This is a genomic window from Bombilactobacillus sp. ESL1092, assembly GCF_058107465.1.
In genome coordinates, this window is sequence record NZ_CM176594.1 from 536,655 (window position 1) to 555,578 (window position 18,924).

Consider the following 18,924-nt stretch of genomic DNA (forward strand, 5'->3'; position numbering starts at 1 on the left):
CAATACTATAATAGCACTCATAGCTACCTTTCATAAAAGGAGAACTGAAATGTTTACGAATATTATTTTTGACGTTGACGGTACATTATTAGACACAAAAGAGGCTAGTTTACTAGCTTTACAAAAAACTTTAGCAGAGGATTATCATATTCAAACTGAACTGGCTGATTTGGAGTTTGCTTTTTCTGGTACAGCGGAAAATACTCTCAATTATTTTCAAATTCCTAAAGAAGAGCATCTCAAAGCGGCTCAAAGTGTGTTCAAAAATGCCTTTGGCTTTATTGATGAAGTGCAACCTTTTCCTGGAATCGTCTCGACAGTGCAACAACTAGCTCATCAGCACATTGGTTTAGCCATTGTTACTTCGGAAGATTCACGCGAAGTGACCGCCATCTTCAAGAAAACTGCCTTGCAACCTTATTTTAAACATTTTGTGACTGCCGACATCGTCCAAAATCCTAAACCGGCCGCTGAACCGGCACAAAAAGCCTTAGAATTGTTGCATGCCCAGGTCCAAACCACGCTCTTAATTGGAGACTCCCGCAATGATATTGGTTGTGCGCATCATGCTGGTTTAAAATTTGGGCTCGCTAAATGGGGCGCTAACGATCAAGACGACTTTAGTGATGCTGATTATATCTTTGAACAACCACAAGATATTTTAAAATTAATTGCCCATTAATTCTAAGCCAACACCAAAATAGCCCGTTTGAGTTCTGATATGCTCAAAGGGCTACTTTTTTATTTATAAGTTAAACACCAAACACGTGCATAAACATTTCTCACGATCTAAACTGCTATTTTTAACTAGCATTACGCATTACATTAGATCCTTTCCAAACGCACAATCCGCTCACTTAATGGAGGATGCGTATCAAAGAGATGTTCCAAAGAATGTTTCTTGTTTAGCGGATTAGTAATATACAAAGCAGCACTAGCCTCATCAACTTGATGCATGGGCTGTTCATTTTGCTGCAATTTACGTAACGCACTGATTAACCCTGCCGGATTACGTGTTAGCTCCACGCCTGAAGCATCCGCCAAATACTCACGGTTACGCGAAATGGCTAATTGAATCAATGAAGCTACTAGAGGACCCACAATCGAAAATATTAATCCGACTAACCATAACACCAACTGAATTAAGTTATTACTATTAGAGTCTTCACGGTCATCGCGATCGCTGCCAAAAAGCCAGCCCCACCGATACATATTCGATAACATAGAGGACAAAAAAACAACAGCAGAAGATAACGCCAAAGCAACAGTGGAAACGCGAATATCATAATTACGAATATGCGATAATTCGTGGGCCAAGACCCCTTCCAGTTCTTCGCGATCCATCATTTGGTATAAGCCACTCGTTACCGCCACGGCCGAATGATTAGGATCACGCCCCGTGGCAAAAGCATTGGGACTGGGATCATCAATGAAATATAAATCTGGTTGTGGAATGTGTGCGACCAACGCTAAATCTTCCACAATATGCCATAAATCAGGGGCCTGGTCACTACTGGTAATCGGCTGTGCGTGGTTCATTTTCATCACTAGCTCAGTTGACTGAAAGTAAGTGCCTAAAGCATAAAACAAGGCAATTACTAACGCACCGATTATTCCGACTTGATAACTATGCCAAAAAAGTTGCCCGACTACTCCACCAATTAAACCAAGAATTAAGAAAAAAAGCGCCAAAACTAAATAAGTACGACGCTTGTTTTGTGTTATTTGTTGATATAGCATGGCTTAACCTCTTAAAATTTGACTTGAGGAACTGCTTGCTCAGCTTCGGGAATTTGTAAATATTCCATCGGCAAGAAGTGATGTAACTTCGCTACTAAATTCCGTGGAAAAGTCTGCGTTGCCGTATTGTAATACTGGACTGAACTATTGTAAGCTTGGCGGGCATAAGCAACTTTGTTTTCAGTATTGGTTAACTCTTCCATTAATTTTCCAAATTCTTGATTAGCTTTTAAATCCGGATAATTTTCAGCTAAGGCCATAATCGGTCCCAGGGCAGTCGTTAACTTGCTGTCGGCGTCTACTTTTTCTTGTAATGAATCAGCATTCATTACCGAGTTTCGCAAATTAACAATTTCAGTCAAAGTTTGCTTTTCATGTTGTGCATAGCCTTTAACAGTTTCGATTAAATTAGGAATTAAGTCTGTGCGCCGCTTTAATTGCACGGCAATTTGACTTTGAAACTCTTGAGCTTGGTTTCTTTTTTGCACTAAGCCGTTATATAGCAAGGCATAGACCACAACTAAAACTATAACAATTAAGATAATAATTAACGTGGTTGACATAAATTTACTCCCTTATTATTTTGACTTAATTTTACCGTGAATAACTACAACACTCAAGTCCGCTCATGCTAATCAACAAAATTATGGCCTAGCGTTCAGCTTGATCAATAGCTTCGGTAACTCGATCCTTAGTGAAATCATGCTGCATGTAAGCTGAATCAGTAACTGGCAAATGTTGTTGCAAAGTCGCAAATGGTTGCCATAAAGCCTGGCCTTGTTGCAGGGTAAAGTCCAAAACATGCCCTCCCAGCGAATGATCAGCCGCCAAAAAATGACTATGAAAACCAGCGACGCTGGCTCCATCAAAGACTTGGGGTGAATAATAGCTAATTAAAGTGCCGGCAATATTTTGTGCTTCAAAAACACTTTGCTTTTGCGATGCTTCCACTAAAGTATGATAAGGCTCTTGTGCTTTCACAACTGTGCGAGTCTTCATTTGTTGAAACACACCGGTTAATTTCACCGCATAAAAGATATTGGCGGATTGCGTTTGTTGGGCAATTTGTTGATAAACTGCGGCAGCTGGTAACTGTTCTAAATTTACTAATGGCTGAAAATCAGCTTGATGCACTGTCGCAAATGGCACCGTAAAATCGCCTGACACAATATTAACTTGTCCTTGCCCATCGACTTGGTAAGGAGTCCCGTCTAAGATGACTAATTCACCATCTAAACCTTCACCAGTACCAATCCCAGTATCACCGTGTTGCAGCAATTCTTTGATTGTTAAAGTTCCTTTTAACAAACCTGGTACTAATAAAGCTAGTGTGCCATGTTGATATAAAACATCATTCATCCTTTTTACCTCCTATTAATTTAATCGCTCAATTTTTAAACTATTGGTCACAGTATTTTATTTAGCGTTCCAAAAGCAGTAGTTTGCGTCTAGCTACGAATAAGTACCTAAGCTTAAAAAACAAAACTTAAGTACTTATTCTAAGCTATACTCAACTGCTAACCGCTTTTGTCACAGTATTTTATTTAGCGTTCCAAAAACCAAAAGCCTGCGTTTAACTACAACCAAAAACTCAAGTCTCAAACTGCCTTAATTGTTTATCCTAGGTTAGTCCTCGACTTTTAACCAGCATTTGTAGCAGTAATTATTAATGGAATTGATCAGGTAACAATGCCTGGTTCAAACTAGAATTACGACTATAATCGACCGGAATCTCAACGACGACTGGCCCAGACATTTTAAATGCTTGATCTAAGACAGCTGCCAAACTATGATCTTGATCAACACGTAAACCAGCAGCCCCGAAACTTTGCGCATATTGGACAAAATCAACAGGACCAAATTGCACACCCGCATCGCGGCCATATTTAGACTGCTCTTGAAAACGCACCATATCATAATAACCATCTACCCACACTAATTGCACAATATTAGCGTGTAAGCGCACCGCCGTTTCCAATTCTTGACTAGAAAACAAGAATCCACCATCACCAGCTACAGACACCACTTTACGCTTTGGGTCTAATAACGCGGCGCTAATGGCCCAAGGTAAGGCTACACCTAAGGTTTGCATCCCGTTACTAAATAATAAATGCCGTGGTTCATAACTACGAAAATGCCGGGCCATCCAGATATAATGACTACCAACATCGACTGTCACAACCATTGAATCATCAACGTGTTTTTGTAATTCTTGCACAATGGCCAACGGATCTTGAACTCCCGTAGTTTGAGCTGAAACGTTAGGAACATCTTTTTGATCATATTCCTGCTTGATAGCTTGCAAATGTTCCTTAGTCTCTGCTGACAATTGATAATCTGCTAACAACGTAGTCAATTCTTGAAGCGTCGCCGCTAAGTTGCCTTGCAAAATTAAATCAGGTTGGTAATCTTGGGTCAATTCAGGGACGACATTATCTAAATTAATGACTTGACCTTGGCGATCTTGATTCCAATTACGAGCCTCATATTCAATCGGGTCATAGCCAATGGCAATCACCAAATCTGCTTGCTTTAATAAGATATCGCCAGTTTGATTGCGAAAGAGCCCCACCCGACCAAAATATAAATTCTCTAAGTCACGGGAAATGATCCCTGCACCTTGAAAAGTTTCAACAACAGGTAACGGGGTATGTCGTAAAAGATTACGTAAAGCTTGCGTGACCTTTTGTTGCGAAGCGCGCATGCCGGCCAAAATCACGGGCATTTTAGCTTGTTTGATGGCCAGAACTACTGCCTGTAATTTATCGGCAGTTAAAACCCCTTGCTCTACTGTCGGATGGCGCTTCATAATTGGCCGCGTCACATTTTCATTAATCACATCTTGGGGAATTGAAATAAATACCGCACCGTTTTTGGTATCGGTCGCTTCTTGATAAGCGTTTGCAAAAGCTTCAGACAGATTATTAGGATCTTGAACTTCAACGCTATTCTTGGTCACAGGTGCCAAAATAGATTGATTAGGAATACTCTGATGTGTTAACCGCGCTAAATCATCCCGCGGAACTTGACCACCTAAAGCAATTACCGGATCACCTTCCGCCGTAGCGGTAACTAAACCTGTGGCTAAATTGGCAACTCCGGGGCCTGATGTTACTAATACCACCCCGGGTTTGCCTGTTAAGCGCCCAATTGCTGCCGCCATAAAGGCAGCATTTTGTTCATGACGCGCCACGATTAATTTAGGCTTATGAACATTTTCATTGTGTTCTAGTTCTTCGAAGAGCCGATCAATTTTGGCACCGGGAATTCCAAACACATAGTCAATCTGATACTCAATCATTGTTTCAACAATGGCTGTTGCTGCGGACTTTTCCGTCATAAAATCATAATCCTCCAATAAAAGAATAAGCATATTATACCGTTTTCTTAATTATTATGAAACGAATGATGAAAAGCCATGATAATTTTGCATGAGCTTTGAACTGTCGTAGAATTATTACAGCCAAATTACTTAAACTTTTCTTCTGGCTAGCACGGCAAAAATCAAATCACCCTGGTACAATAACCTAACTAAAGAGTCAAATAATTCAGCAAATTCCCCTTTTAATTACGTATTGGTTGAATTTCTTCCAATTACAAGCGCTACCATAAAGTTTTCTCTTTATTCTGCTTGCTAATTAAAGTACAATATTAATGGTTTCAAGTTAATGATCCAATCCGTAGATAAGAAGGTTTATACATGGCCGTTCTCAAAAATATTTTTATGGATAAGATGTTATGGATAGCAGCCACGGTAGCTGTTTTATCCACTTTAGTTAGTAAACCACAATTAGCGGACATTAATTTTCATACAATCTTTTCACTATTATCAATGATGATTCTCGTCCAAATTTTAGAACATATCGGGTTATTGCAGTTCTTGTCAACGCACTTAACTGTCAAAGCCAAAAACTCCCGGCAGCTAATGGAAGCATTAGTCTTGCTGGCTTTTTTTGGCGCCATGTTCATTACTAACGATGTCACCATCTTAATTCTAGCACCGCTATTCTTTAAAATTGCTTCCGACGTTCCTCTAAGTCGGGCGCTAACTATGACAATGATTACCGTGGCTGCCAATCTGGGTAGTTCGTTTACTCCGTTTGGTAACACCCACAATCTCTTTTTACTTTCCCATTTCAATTTGACAGCGGGTCATTTCTTTCGCGTTTCCACACCCCTCATGCTGATTGAATTAATCATCTTAGTCATTGTTGCTTATCTTTTAACTAAACCGGAACCGATGGACGTTCAAATTACGCCCTTTGAAATTCAACTAGGTAAATTAACGGCAACTTTAGTCTTAACTGCGTTTATTTTTTTGGGAATCTTTAAAGTGATTCCGGTTTGGTGGACGACAATTGCCGCTGTTATTTTTGCTTTAATCGTCAGCCCGCAAACTTTAAAAAGAGTTGACTACGCTACTATCTTAGTTTTCGTTTGTTTCTTTATCGCTGTCGGCAACATCAGTCGCTTCCCGATTGTCGCCAAAGTAATTAACAATTTAGTAGCCAGTCCGACCTCCACTTATTGGACTTCGTTGGGTTTAAGTCAAGCAATCAGTAATGTTCCTACGACTATTCTAGTAGCTAAATTTACACACCATATTCACGCGCTCTTTTTAGGATCGAATATTGGGGGGCTAGGAACGATTATTGCTTCCATGGCTAATTTATTATCGTACAAACAATATTCCTTTTTCACCCACAAAACAGAAGCCACACACTTTTTGGGTGTCTCTTTAAAAATTAATGTGCTCTTATTAGTTATTTTAGGATTCGTCGGTTGGCTTTTAGTCAAAATTCAATGATATAAAAATTCTTCTTAAAAATGTTCGTATTTGATACGAACATTTTTTTATAGTGTTTTCCAAGTCAGCCGCTTGTGTTTGATTGCACTCAACCTTCAAGCAACTTTAGTCACAACCTATTATTTTACAATGCTCCAAAAATATTAATTTTTCTATCTAATTGGTTTATCATTCGTAAATAAATATATTATGATGAAGCTATCATAAAGGGATAGGAATTAAACAATCATGAAAACCAATAACTTCTGGAAAAACTGCAGTCTGGGGCTCCTCTATTTAATACTTTCTGGTTTATTTGAATATATGTACTGTTATCATAATTTTATTTGGAGTAGTGACTTACAATTTCACATTGAACGCATTAGTGAATTAGCCCAAACTAAACTTGGTGCTTTTCCTTACATCACCACCCATACTTTTGCTGGCATTGGTTCTTTGGTTAATTTATTTTATCCAACACAATTTTTATACCCACTCATTATCTTAATGAAGTTAATTCATAACGATCTTCTGGCCCTATATCTTTATTTAGGTTTAGTCAACTTGCTCACGTTAATAATCACTGACTACGCTGTTTATTCATTAACTAAAAAGCGGTCCCAAAGTATCACCACTGCTTTACTGTATACTTTTTCGTTTTACCGCATGGCAGCCATTTATGCTCATTTTGGTATTGGTGAATTCTTAGCAATGACTTTTTTACCGCTTTTATTAGTCGGCGTCATCAAAGTGGCACACAAAAAAGGGGGCCGCACTCAAACCATTATTGCCTTCAGTGGCTTATTGTACACGCACTTATTAACAGCTGTTTTAGCTAGTGTATTAGTGGGCTTGGTCTTAATAGTCCAATTAATTTTGGATCAACACCGGCGGCAACTGATCTGGCATTGGTTGCAAATTAGTGCCGCGACACTCGTCGTGAGTTTTGGTTACTGGGCGCCCGTGCTGCAACACACATATTTGATGCCTTCCAAACTTCAGCCGACTAACTATCAACTCAACCACGTTTTGGTGTCCAGTTGGTCAGACCAATTGACGACTTTATTAAAAAATCGCACTTTTACCCCACATACTGTGGGCTTAATGTTATTACTCGGCGGACTCCTAGCGAGCGGCTATTTTCTCATTCACTACCGCAAGTATTCCGCCACCACTACCATTCTAGCAATTATGCTCTTCGTTACTTTATGGTTACAAACACCAGCATTTCCCTGGTCTTGGTTCAACCACACACCCGTCACAGTAATCCAGTTTGCCTTTCGCTTTGGACCATTTTATACGTTATTAGCGAGCTTCTTATTGGGCCAATTTTTAACTTTAATTAAGCCCCTGCCACTGCAAAAACTATTCATGAGTTGGACAGTTATTTTAAGTGTAATGCTGACTTTCCTAGCTTTAGTTGAAGTCGTTAATTATCGCAAAGATTGGCATGAGCTCAACTTAACACAAACCACTTTTGCGCACCCCATCACCGTTGGAGTTCAAAATGCGAAAGTCGACTACTATCCCAAACAAGCCCGCCCTTATATTAATGAATTGTCAGAGGCAACTGGCTATATCAATCACCAAAAGTGTTATTTTCAAGGACAACCGGGGCTTAACCAAATGACGTATCAATTAAATACCAAACAAACTACTAATACGTTTGACCTTCCCTTCTTAGTCAACGGTCCTAATTATCAAGTATTGAATAATGGGCATGCTATCAAGTATCGTATTTCACGCCGTGGAACGTTTTTAATTCACACCACCTCGCGTCACAACCAGCTCCAAATTATTTACCAACCAACTTGGTTAGAGCGGTGGGCTAATATCTTAGCCTTTATGGGTAGCTTAGGATTAATCATGGCTGGTTGGTGGGCCGCTACCTACAAAAAGAAGCACAACCAGCATGAACTTCTGAACTAACCGACAATTTCAACTAAGCAAAAAAGGACTAGTATTGCACTAGTCCTTTTTCAAAACAATTCAGCAGACAATTGAGGTTTGACAATCTTTTTTAAGAAAGGGAGAAAATCAAGGAGTTTTTCTACTGCCTGCTGTTTTGTTGTGCTAATTTTACTTAGCATAACAGAATTATATAATAATTTTTGTTTAATGTGTAGTCAATTGCTCGCTTTAACTATTTCAAGCCATTAAATATCATAATATATAAAAATATTTAATTTATATTATTCATTGCTGAATCTGTTTTTAAATAATCTAACCGCGTTTGGGAAATTAATCGTTCTAAGGTTTGTTCTTGATGTTTCTTTTGCGTGGTCGACCAGTGTAAAACATGCGCCATTTCGTCAACAAAGGCTTGCTTTTTCGGTGCTAAACGATCTTGATGGAATAATAAGTAAGTCGTGCGCCGAGCCAAATAATCAACAGGGGTCAGCACCATCTCATGGTCGATGGCGTAATGTAAGCTAATCGTATCTGCTAAGGTTAAACCCGGAGCTGGCGAAATCTTGCCAATATAAGCGGCCACTTGATTCGAATTAGAACCATATAAATTAGCTAATTCTTTGGCTTCCGTTTGATTAATGCCTTTTCGAATAAATAATTGTTGATAGTAATCCAACGCTTGCTGTACACGATTCGGATCAAAGTGGCCCCCAGAAACCTGTAATTTGGTTGAATCAATATCTTTTAGTTGAACATTAAAATTATTGGCTAAACCTTGCCGAATTTTTGCCATGGCGCCCGCTGCCATTTTTCGATAATCGGTAATTTTACCACCGGCCAAACTAATTAAACCATCATCACCCACATCTAACGAAGAACCGCGTGAAATTTGATCGTTATTGAGCTGAGATTCCGCATTCGTAGTTTCCAAACTACTGATAACTTTTTCCACATCACGCCGTTTGGCAAACCCTCGATTATAATCATCAATAATCTCAACTAATAAATTGAAACTTTCGTCCGTAATTTTACCCATATTGGAAGTTCCACCATTATAATCAGAGCTCCCATTGGACTCCAACAGTGGCCGTAACCCCACCCAACTAGCTTCAATATCATTTAACGTAATGTGCAGAGTTGGAAAGCGATTATTAATGGCGCGCAATAAATAATCAACATCTTCTTGCTCAACTTTGGGGTGCTGGTAATCGCCATAATAGTCGGTATCTGTAGTCCCAAAATAAGTCTTGCCTTCACGCGGTACTACAAATAACATGCGCCCGTCACCTTCACCCGAATCTGAGTAAGTGGGTTGGGACACCGGTAAGCGATGATGATCCACAACTAAATGGACGCCCTTAGTGGGACGAATAATCTGGCCTAAACCATTTTTGTCATCAAGGCCAATAAATTTAGACGACCACGGACCTGTAGCATTTAACAATAACTTAGAGCGAATCTTAACGGTCTCATCTGTCAATAAATCTTTGGCAATAACGCCATTAACCACACCTAAGTCATTATGCGTAATTTGTTCTACTTTGACATTACTAGCAGCTAGTGCCCCCAGTTCGACGGCCCCTTTAATATTTTCAATTACTAAGCGTGAGTCATTATTCACAAAGTCTAAATAAATACCGCCACCTTGAAGACCTTCAGCTTTGAGATAGGGATCGCGTTGTAATACTTCATCGCGCGTTAACAACTTATTAGCATATTGTCCCCCAATAATTCCCGCAAATTGATCATAAAGATTCATCGCAACTTTAATATTTTGCATATTAAAAGTTGATTCTTTAGAGTCATAAATCGGCATCAACATTGGAAATGGCCGTGGAATATGTGGCGCAATATGTTGCACAATTTGTCGTTCTGAGACAATATCTGACACAACACCAATTTCAAAATTCTTTAAGTAACGAATGCCACCGTGAACCAATTTGGTAGAACGGGAACTCGTTCCTGCTGCAAAATCTTGCATATCAATCAGGCCAACTTTTGCACCACTAGCCGCTGCTTGCAAAGCCACACCCGCACCAATGATACCGCCACCAACAATTAACAAGTCTAATTCCGAAGTTTGTAAATTTTGGATAATATTTGTTCGTGTTTTATATGAAAAATCCACCCCAATATCCCCCATAATATTTAATTATCTTTGTTATTACAATCGACAATCAGTATAATTTAATCTTACTCAAATTTAGTAAAAATAACAATTATCATCAATTAATTTAAGCAACAATTCGCATAATTGCAACAGATTTTTACACTTCTTTAAGTTAAATTCATAAATTAGTGTTCATAAAAAAATAATCATCCAACTTTACTAAAAAGTTTGACGATTATTTGCGAAAGCTATCGTTCTCCATTAATTAATGACTAGCTTGGTACTGTTGAACAATCTGTTGGCGCATTTTTTTAAAGCGTTTTTTACGTTGCCAGCCAATTAAAAACTGTAATAAGTTGTTATTAGCATCACCAGTCTTAGTCTTTGCTTGAATGATTTCTTGATATTCAAACTTAACATTGTCTGCATCTAACGGTGTCAAATGATAACTAACTTGATAAGTGTTCTTACTCGTTTTTAATTGATAGGCATAATCTTGATCAGGTTGATATTTTGTTATTTGAAAGTGTCCTGTAACTTGATTATTAAAGGTTTTGTCAAACTTAAAGTTAGGCAATTGTCGTGGTTTAACATTCTTGCCAGTTTGCTGTTTAATATCATATAAAACCGAATTAGTTAGCTGTTCAAATAAATATTGTGCCGGAACAGCAAAGTCCAGTGTCATTTTCATAATAAAACCCCTTTTAAAGATACAAGCTGCGAACAATGCCGCTTCAAAGCTGGAAGCTAACCTAGACTAAGTGATTAAGTTGGTTCTTAACTTAAGTTCTTAGTTGTAGCTAAACGCAATTTGCTGACTTTGGGAGTGCAATTTCATAAGCTGCGAACAATGACGCTTCACAATTCAACAGTACAAACAATCATTGCCCCTTTAGCCGTAGTGTTAATGCTTCCGATTTTTCCACCAGAGATACGTATTGGAAAAGACTAAAACGACCCCGGCTAATAAAAACATGTAATAAAAAAATTCTGAATAAGAACGCAAAAGTGGACTCACAACAATAATCAGCAAACCACCACTGATAGCAAACAACGTTCGATTTTGTTTATGCTTCATTATTTTTAATCCTGCGGTTTAATCTTATTAGCAGCTTTCACAAATGGTACATAAATAATAAAGGCAATGAAAGCATTGATAATCTGTAAAATTGGTGCTCGCCAATCTAATGTGGCAATTAACGAATTAATAATCGGCGGCATTGACCAGACAATCTGTGATTTAACGGGCGAAACCCAACCTTGAGATAATGCAAAATAAGAAGTGCTGACCATGACCACTGGTGCTAAAACAAATGGAATAAAGTAAATTGGATCTAAGACCACAGGTAAGCCAAACATCACTGGTTCATTCACATTGAAAAAGCCAGGCGCAATCGCCATTTTTGCAACTGCACGCTGATCATCTCGCTTACTAAAAATCAAAATGGCAATCAATAATAGTAATGTCGAACCAGCACCACCAATCCACGCATACAAATCAAAGGAATTTCGTGTCCAAAAATATGGCAAAGCTTTGTGCTGGGCAAAAGCGTTGATATTAGCGACCTGCGCAGTAAACCAAATAGAATCTAACACCGGTCCTAAAACATTCGTTCCGTGCAAGCCAAAGAACCAAAAGACTTGAACCAAAATAGTCATTAATAAAACGGCTCCGTAACCTTGCGACAAGTTCAATAACGGTTCTTGAATGGTTTTCGAAATAATTTCAATTAAAGTCAGTGAGCTTAATTTAGTGACTAAATATGTGACAATTCCCGAAACATATAAAGCGGCCGCTGCCGGAATAATACCCGTAAAAGCAGACGCAATAGCGGGCGGGACAGAGTCCGGTAACTTAATCGTAATATTTTTTTTCATGAGCCAAATATAAACGGCAATGGCAACGCCCCCCATGATCATCACGGTAAAGAAGCCGGTCGCCCCAAAGTAAGAATTAAAATTAAAATACCCTGGACCACTGATCGTGTTTTTGCTGACAGTTGCTCCTGCTTGAGTAATTGTATGCACATCAGCAGCACTTAACGCTTTTTTGAGCGGTAAAGTAAAGGTTTGCGGCAACGTCATTAAAAAGGTTCCCAGCGTCACAATACCTCCAGTAATCGGTTCGACCTTATACTGAATTGCCATTTGATAACCAAAGGTAAACGCAAAAATCAAACCAAGAATGGCTAAGGAACCAGTCCACACCTGTGTATTAATCCCAATAATGGGCTCCATTGCTTTGACAAAACTATTGAGATGCATTTGTTGGGGAATATCCCGCACAAAAACATTCAAAATTGTGGCAATTGCCCCAGCCATCGTGGCGGGCATAATTGCAATAAAAGCATCACGTAACGCCACTAACCAGCGAATGGAACCAATTTTGGCAGCAATTGGTACTAAATATTTATTAAGCCATTTCACTAACGCATCCATCAAAAATCCTCCATCAAACACTTTTACTTACTAGTATACTTGATTACTTAGTATTCACCAACTGATAACTTAAATTAAACAATTTTCCAATTCAAAGGTGCGCTGTAATTGCGCAAGCGGATCAAAAAATTGTAAATAATACGCCTGTAAGGCCTGATGTTGAAAACCTTGATCTAAGGGGCCCTGATATAAATGGTCGCCTAGTAGTGGATGCTGCAAGCTGGCAAAATGCACGCGAATCTGATGGGTGCGTCCCGTATGCAATTGCACTTTAACTAAAGTCTTGTCCAAAAAACGCTGCAAAACCCAATATTCTGTCACGGCTGCTTTACCATCAGGTAGCACTTGCCGAGCAATTTGGCCCGGAACTTGCCCAATTGGTTGATTGATCACCGCATGATCTTGCTCTAAATTGCCAGCAACCAACGCGTAATAATACTTAGTAATTTGATGTTGGGCCACTAATTGATTAGCCAAGCTATTAGCCAGCAAATGCTTAGCCACCAAGACTAAACCTTGGGTGTCAAAATCTAAACGCGTAATTAAGTGCGGTACTAAATAAGCAGAATGTTCTTGTTTCAGGTGTCCTTTAATGCGATTAACTAAAGTATCTTCCCGATTACTGGGACCTGGGACCGAACTCAAATTCTGGGGCTTATTAACCACCATAAAATTATCATCTTCATAGATAATAGTTAGCGGTCGGTAGCTCGTTGCTACTTGGGGATCGTCAACTTCCGTCGGTAGCTTAATTTGCACTTGCTCTTGGGGTTGCACCAGGTAGTTGCCTAACACCCTTTGCTGATTAACCAAGAAACTGTCTGGTTGTTGTTTCAACTTTTGGTAAAGACGATGACTAATGCCTTGCTGCTGTAAAAATTTTTTTAAAGTTAACTGCTGTTGCTGATTAGTAAATTTAATGTACATTCTTTCACCCGATATTTAAAATTCATCCTGAAAAGACTAGGAATTAGTTGGTCTTTAGATTAAAATTATAACAAAGACAATTAATAATAAAGGAGATCTTCTCATGCAAAAACACATTTATCTTGCTGGTGGCTTTTTTACCCCCAAACAAATTGCCTTGTTAGATCGCGTCGAAGCAGCCTTAAAACAAAATGCAACCGTGGGCTATTTGCATAGTCCCCGCGACCATCAATACAAAGGTGCCAGTGTCGACCACGATCCAGAAGGCATTTTTGGTAGTTACGAATGGGCTAATGAGACCTATCAAAATGATATCACAGCTATGAACTTAGCGGATATTGCCGTCGTTTCTTGGGATAACAGTGATCCAGATACGGGAACCGCTTGGGAAATGGGTTATATGAAAGCTATTCATAAGCCCGTCATCCTAGTATGCGAAGATGATGTGCAAAAAGAAGGTCTCAATTTGATGTTAGTCAAAGGGATTAAAGCATACTTGACTAACGTTGATGAATTAAAATCTTATGACTTCAATCTATTACCTACTAAATTATACGAGGGTGAAGTTATTTAACAAGCTGCGAACAAAACTGGGCAAAAGCTGAGAACTAACTTAGATTAAACTTTTAAGTTGGTTTTTAACTTGAAAGCTTGATCTAAGTTAGGCACAAGCTTTTAGTTTTGTGAGTGCAATTATCAAGCTGCGCCAAGAAGCTCTTAGAAATTGAGCATTAACCTAAAACAAATAGCTAAGCTAATTCTGGCTTGGCTATTTGTTTTATGCTAGGCACAAACTTCTGCTTCTTGGAACGCAATTAAAAAATCCGCAGCAAATTTGCTTAACACTTGGACATAACTATAATAAAATTCTTAAAACTATATTTAAGCATATTAATTTTATTGTAGTTAAAAACTTTGCGAGAGTCATGCAAAAATAAGCTAATTCAATCTTAATATCGCTATGTAAAGCACCCTATAGAGTGCTCTTATACTTGTCTATTTGTTGATATTCATATTTGCTATAGCATTAGTTAAAGTCTGCGAATAATTAATGTTCATTTGCTTGCCTAAATTATCTGCCCATTTCGGAATGGATAAGGTCTTTTTGACCAACTTATTATTTTCTACATACTTAGTAACGTCTACATACACCATTGAAATAAATGATTGACCTTTATCATAATTTAATTCTTCAGGAAAAGGATTATTTTTAGATAAGGATAAATCCTGAATTCTTGATGGTTTAGGAAGCTTTTTTGAATTATCTATATAATCTGCAACAACTATTCCTAGCCAATCAGAAGCCATGAATAATGCATCAGAAATATTCTCACCTTGTGTACCTGAATTTTCAAAGTCAGGAAAAGTAATGAAAAATGGAACTGATTCTAAGTCTGAATCGTCATAATAAAATAACGCTGGATAACTTGATAACATAATTTTTCCCCTTTCCGAAAGGAAAAAGCCGACTACATGAGACCGGCTTCTTTTCTGATTCCACGTTCGGTAAATTTATTTAATTCTCCGTGTGGAACAGTAATAGGTCTTTTGCCGGGTTTACTCATTTTAATGTGCGAACTTTTACCACCCTTGGTCTTTTTCCAACCATGGGCTTGAAGCAAATTAACCATTTCCTTTTGTGTCATAGGCATGTGCACTTTACCTCCTGACAAAGATTATTTTAGTACGTATAATACGTATAGTAAATAAATATGGAATGATTTTACCAAAAACTTTAAAGTCAGTACCTATAAAAATATCTCAAAATAAAATTAAAAATGATGGATAACAATGTAATACACAAAAATAAGCAATTAAGTCGATTTTTGACTTAATTGCTTATTTTGCTACTATAGCTAATTGTTAGTAATCAAAATTCACTTAGTTCTCTTACTCACAAATCTGTTTATATGCCTGCGCAAAACATTGCACCAGATAACTCGGTGGCTCTGGATTTTCTTTAGCTAACCAAGTAATAATGACAAAGTAAAATCCCCCCGAAGTAAAAGTTTGTAAATATTCAATTTCTGTTCGTGTACCTTGTATATGAGTTGGTAGTTTCAAATCATCGTATATGTCGATAAACTTATCATTCCAAATTTTTAAAAAATGATCTGCCAAGTTTTGTTGAATCAAAATTCTAATTGTTTGGCGTTTATCCCACCAAAAATTAAACAAATTACCCAGAGATTCTTCCACAGTCAATTTTTGAAAGTCTTCTGCTAAAATAATTTGGCGATATTCACAAAAGGTTGTCTGACAATACCAGTCGATTAAATCCCCCTTATTAGCAAAAGAGCGGTAAAATGTCCGTCTATCCAACAAAGCATTAGCGGCAATTTCTTTGACTGTGATTTGTGAATAATCCTCCTCAGTCAACAGTTGGAGAAATGATTGCCATAACCATTGACGTGATTGTTCTTTAGTTTGTTCTTTGCCATTCATCGTTTACTCCTGCTCGTTACTAATTCAAAGTAGTAGTTTTTGTTTTAATCCTGCGCCGCAGCTAATTGCTTTTTCCTCATGACATCCAGCTTAAAAATAGCAGACCATGACGTCTTGAATATTGCCATTGAATTACTGCTCAATTTTACGAACTCATAACGAGTTCGAAATAGTCCACGTAACAGTTCGATTAGCCAGTCCTGATTTTTGAGCGGTAACTGGGACCATTAATTTCCATTTATCGGACTTGATTAAGGTGGAAAAATCATAAGTATACGGATAGTTATCGCTAGCTGTTTGCGTTGGCACTGGTACAGGTAGCAAAGTGGGTGTTGACAAATTCTGCCATTGATTGGTTTGATCTTTTAAAAGTAAACTACCAGCTAATTGTGAATTGCTCTGTGCCTGAACTAAAAATTGATAATTAGAATTTAACTTAATACCACTTTCCACTGTCAAATTAGCATTCAACTGTGGATTTAAGAATGTGGTCTTTGCTCCTCTATAATGGGTTCCAAAATCAAGAGAGCTGGGACAAGTCTTGATTCTAGGAGCATCCAAGACAGTCACCGTTACTGACTTAGAAACTTGTTTGCCCGTGGAGTCGATATAGGTGTAAAAAACATTATAATCACCTGGAACTTGGGTATTAACATTAGCATTAACTTGCACTTGACTGGGATAATCTGTAGCATTCAAAACTTTACCATCTTGGTCAGTCACAGCCAATAAATTATCGTACTTTTGCCACGAACTACCTTGCATAATTTGACTATCTTGAGCTTTTAAGCTAGTTTGATTCTTCAAAACTGTAATTTTCCGAGTTGTATCAGCAACATTCGTAGCATCGCTTGGATCTACGGCATGATACTGTAAAGAATAGTTGCCAGGCACTAGATTAGTACCATCTGTTGGATAGCCATCATAATCGGTAATTGTAATCTGCTTTTTAGCTAATGCACTATTACCTTTCATAGCTGTAATATCTGTATAAGGATCATAAGTTTGATTCTCATAAATAGTCTTATCTGGATCAATAAAATAAACCGTTCGTTTATCTGTTATTGAACTAAAATAAGCCGCCATCGAAAATTCTTTAAAAAAACCTACTGTTGCGTTGACATAATTGATATTCTTTAACGAGGATTCAGGTACATAAACTTGTAAATATAATGGGGCATAATTAACTTGACCTGCATATTTGCTGGCATCGACTTGGATTGAATTAGCTGTCGTGGTCCATTTCAAAGTGGGATCTTTCGTAATATCTACCCAGACAGTATTGTCATGATCCTTTATTTGCTTTAATAAGTGAACGTGTTGTAAATCGATCGGGTCTTGTGATTTGAGACCTAACTTAGCACCATCAGGCTTGCCAATTGATGCTTGGTAATTAACTTCATAACCAAAATAATACTGACCAGCACCATTTTTATCTTGACCATTGAATGTATAAGATGACCATATCGAGCCACCAACGCTGGCACCACTTGTATTGATATTGGCAGTATGACTACCTAAATTTTTATTAGGATAATAAGGATCAATAAACGCAGCGGAATGATCAATGGCTGACAGATAACCGGGGACACTGTTACTACCATTACTTTTGGGAGTGGTTTTAATATAATAATCTAAGTCGGGTAAATTAACGGGACTATCAGCAGTCTGCACTTGCGTCTGAATTTTGCCCGGGATGGGAGTTCCTTTGTTTTGACCATCCCAATTGTAAACATTGGTACCACTTTGGTAATTAAAATGAATTTCATCCACTCCCGGGGGCACGTCCTTAGTAGTTGTAACAATCACCGAACCATCACTCTGCTTATCATAACTAAAATAGCTATTACCAGTTTGATCACTCGGTAAACTGACTGACAAAATCCGCAAGAAGTTATCACTACTCACTGGATGAGCACTATTGCCAGCTGTGATGCTCATCGTAAACTTGGTATTAGCGGGAATCACTTGTGCTCGATTTTTGTGCGTGATGATCATATCGATGGTGACAGCGGAGTTACTCCCCGCGGGATTACTCAACGTTCCTTGCGGAGATTCAATTAAACTAATTTTGGCACCATTTAAAGTAGTTGGATCGTAGTCGTTCACTTCATAATTAGGTAATGCTGTACGCGATAAAAAGTTATGAACCGATAAACTACTAGCCTGAGATTGCAGTATTGGATTACTTTTGAAAAGCACCCTGCCTTGGACTGGTGTAACAACTATTAACAGAACCAAATAACTGAAAATTATACTAAAAAACCAGATTAACCGCTTTTTATTCATCATTACTTATCTTCCAACCTAAATTAATAATTTTCTCATCATCACATAACAATTCGCAATATTGCTTATTATTAACCTAGGTTTTGTAAAAATGAATAGTTCGCAAACAAGTGCTACAAAAGTAATATTTTGTGACATATTTATTTAATCAATTTATTGCAAAAAATCTTGCACTATTTTTCACTAATTAATTTGATTGTTCCAGCGCAATTGATGTAAAAGATATTTAGCGGTTGAATTTTAACTTCTCAAACGTTTCCTCAGTATATTGACTGTC

At 38.0% G+C, this 18,924-nt stretch carries 17 protein-coding genes; 4 read left to right on the forward strand and 13 right to left on the reverse strand.

From position 1 onward, the window contains the following. Positions 1-49 precede the first annotated feature (49 nt). Positions 50-682 (forward strand): HAD family hydrolase, encoded by a 633-nt coding sequence (locus tag AC3B6Y_RS02625; RefSeq protein ID WP_489758169.1) that lies wholly within the window; start codon positions 50-52, stop codon positions 680-682. A gap of 143 nt (positions 683-825) precedes the next feature. Here the strand turns inward: AC3B6Y_RS02625 and htpX are convergent, their stop codons facing one another. From htpX to alsS, 4 genes are all read right to left on the reverse strand, one after another. Continuing rightward, positions 826-1,740, reverse strand: a complete 915-nt coding sequence (gene htpX / locus AC3B6Y_RS02630; protein WP_489791286.1) for a zinc metalloprotease HtpX — start codon at positions 1,738-1,740, stop codon at positions 826-828. 11 nt (positions 1,741-1,751) lie between these two features. Next, on the reverse strand, positions 1,752-2,303 hold the full coding sequence (locus AC3B6Y_RS02635; protein WP_489791287.1) for a LemA family protein: 552 nt from the start codon (positions 2,301-2,303) through the stop codon (positions 1,752-1,754). Positions 2,304-2,391: 88 nt separating this feature from the next. Then, positions 2,392-3,099: an acetolactate decarboxylase gene (gene budA / locus AC3B6Y_RS02640; RefSeq protein ID WP_489758166.1), complete on the reverse strand. Its 708-nt coding sequence runs from the start codon at positions 3,097-3,099 to the stop codon at positions 2,392-2,394. Positions 3,100-3,406: 307 nt separating this feature from the next. Beyond that, on the reverse strand, positions 3,407-5,080 hold the full coding sequence (gene alsS / locus AC3B6Y_RS02645) for an acetolactate synthase AlsS (RefSeq protein WP_489791288.1): 1,674 nt from the start codon (positions 5,078-5,080) through the stop codon (positions 3,407-3,409). A gap of 360 nt (positions 5,081-5,440) precedes the next feature. Between alsS and AC3B6Y_RS02650 the strand changes: the two genes are divergently transcribed. Both AC3B6Y_RS02650 and AC3B6Y_RS02655 read left to right on the forward strand, forming a co-directional pair. After that, positions 5,441-6,547, forward strand: a complete 1,107-nt coding sequence (locus tag AC3B6Y_RS02650; protein WP_489758164.1) for an SLC13 family permease — start codon at positions 5,441-5,443, stop codon at positions 6,545-6,547. A gap of 303 nt (positions 6,548-6,850) precedes the next feature. Next, positions 6,851-8,455: a hypothetical protein gene (locus AC3B6Y_RS02655; RefSeq protein WP_489791289.1), complete on the forward strand. Its 1,605-nt coding sequence runs from the start codon at positions 6,851-6,853 to the stop codon at positions 8,453-8,455. Between the two features lie 253 nt (positions 8,456-8,708). Here AC3B6Y_RS02655 and glpO read toward each other — a convergent pair whose 3' ends face one another. The 5 genes from glpO to AC3B6Y_RS02680 all read right to left on the reverse strand — a co-directional run bounded on the left by glpO (position 8,709) and on the right by AC3B6Y_RS02680 (position 13,913). Beyond that, positions 8,709-10,565, reverse strand: a complete 1,857-nt coding sequence (glpO, locus tag AC3B6Y_RS02660; protein ID WP_489758162.1) for a type 1 glycerol-3-phosphate oxidase — start codon at positions 10,563-10,565, stop codon at positions 8,709-8,711. Positions 10,566-10,812: 247 nt separating this feature from the next. Further along, on the reverse strand, positions 10,813-11,238 hold the full coding sequence (locus AC3B6Y_RS02665) for a DUF3284 domain-containing protein (RefSeq protein WP_489758161.1): 426 nt from the start codon (positions 11,236-11,238) through the stop codon (positions 10,813-10,815). A 213-nt stretch (positions 11,239-11,451) separates the two neighbouring features. After that, the gene (locus tag AC3B6Y_RS02670; RefSeq protein WP_489758160.1) at positions 11,452-11,625 is read right to left on the reverse strand and encodes a hypothetical protein; all 174 of its coding nucleotides are present in this window, start codon (positions 11,623-11,625) and stop codon (positions 11,452-11,454) included. Between the two features lie 5 nt (positions 11,626-11,630). Continuing rightward, the gene (locus AC3B6Y_RS02675; RefSeq protein WP_489758159.1) at positions 11,631-12,986 is read right to left on the reverse strand and encodes a PTS sugar transporter subunit IIC; all 1,356 of its coding nucleotides are present in this window, start codon (positions 12,984-12,986) and stop codon (positions 11,631-11,633) included. Positions 12,987-13,055: 69 nt separating this feature from the next. Then, positions 13,056-13,913, reverse strand: coding sequence for an RluA family pseudouridine synthase (locus AC3B6Y_RS02680; RefSeq protein ID WP_489775149.1), 858 nt, complete (start codon positions 13,911-13,913; stop codon positions 13,056-13,058). Positions 13,914-14,016: 103 nt separating this feature from the next. Between AC3B6Y_RS02680 and AC3B6Y_RS02685 the strand changes: the two genes are divergently transcribed. Then, positions 14,017-14,487 (forward strand): nucleoside 2-deoxyribosyltransferase, encoded by a 471-nt coding sequence (locus tag AC3B6Y_RS02685; RefSeq protein WP_489758157.1) that lies wholly within the window; start codon positions 14,017-14,019, stop codon positions 14,485-14,487. A gap of 422 nt (positions 14,488-14,909) precedes the next feature. Here AC3B6Y_RS02685 and AC3B6Y_RS02690 read toward each other — a convergent pair whose 3' ends face one another. The 4 genes from AC3B6Y_RS02690 to AC3B6Y_RS02705 form a co-directional block, all read right to left on the reverse strand. Then, the gene (locus AC3B6Y_RS02690; protein WP_489758156.1) at positions 14,910-15,350 is read right to left on the reverse strand and encodes a type II toxin-antitoxin system HicB family antitoxin; all 441 of its coding nucleotides are present in this window, start codon (positions 15,348-15,350) and stop codon (positions 14,910-14,912) included. 32 nt (positions 15,351-15,382) lie between these two features. Beyond that, positions 15,383-15,565 carry a type II toxin-antitoxin system HicA family toxin gene (locus tag AC3B6Y_RS02695; RefSeq protein ID WP_489758155.1) on the reverse strand — a complete coding sequence of 61 codons (183 nt, stop codon included), beginning with the start codon at positions 15,563-15,565 and terminating at the stop codon, positions 15,383-15,385. A 238-nt stretch (positions 15,566-15,803) separates the two neighbouring features. Next, the gene (locus AC3B6Y_RS02700; RefSeq protein ID WP_489758154.1) at positions 15,804-16,358 is read right to left on the reverse strand and encodes a TetR/AcrR family transcriptional regulator; all 555 of its coding nucleotides are present in this window, start codon (positions 16,356-16,358) and stop codon (positions 15,804-15,806) included. 153 nt (positions 16,359-16,511) lie between these two features. Next, the gene (locus AC3B6Y_RS02705; RefSeq protein ID WP_489791290.1) at positions 16,512-18,560 is read right to left on the reverse strand and encodes a bacterial Ig-like domain-containing protein; all 2,049 of its coding nucleotides are present in this window, start codon (positions 18,558-18,560) and stop codon (positions 16,512-16,514) included. Positions 18,561-18,924: the final 364 nt, after the last annotated feature.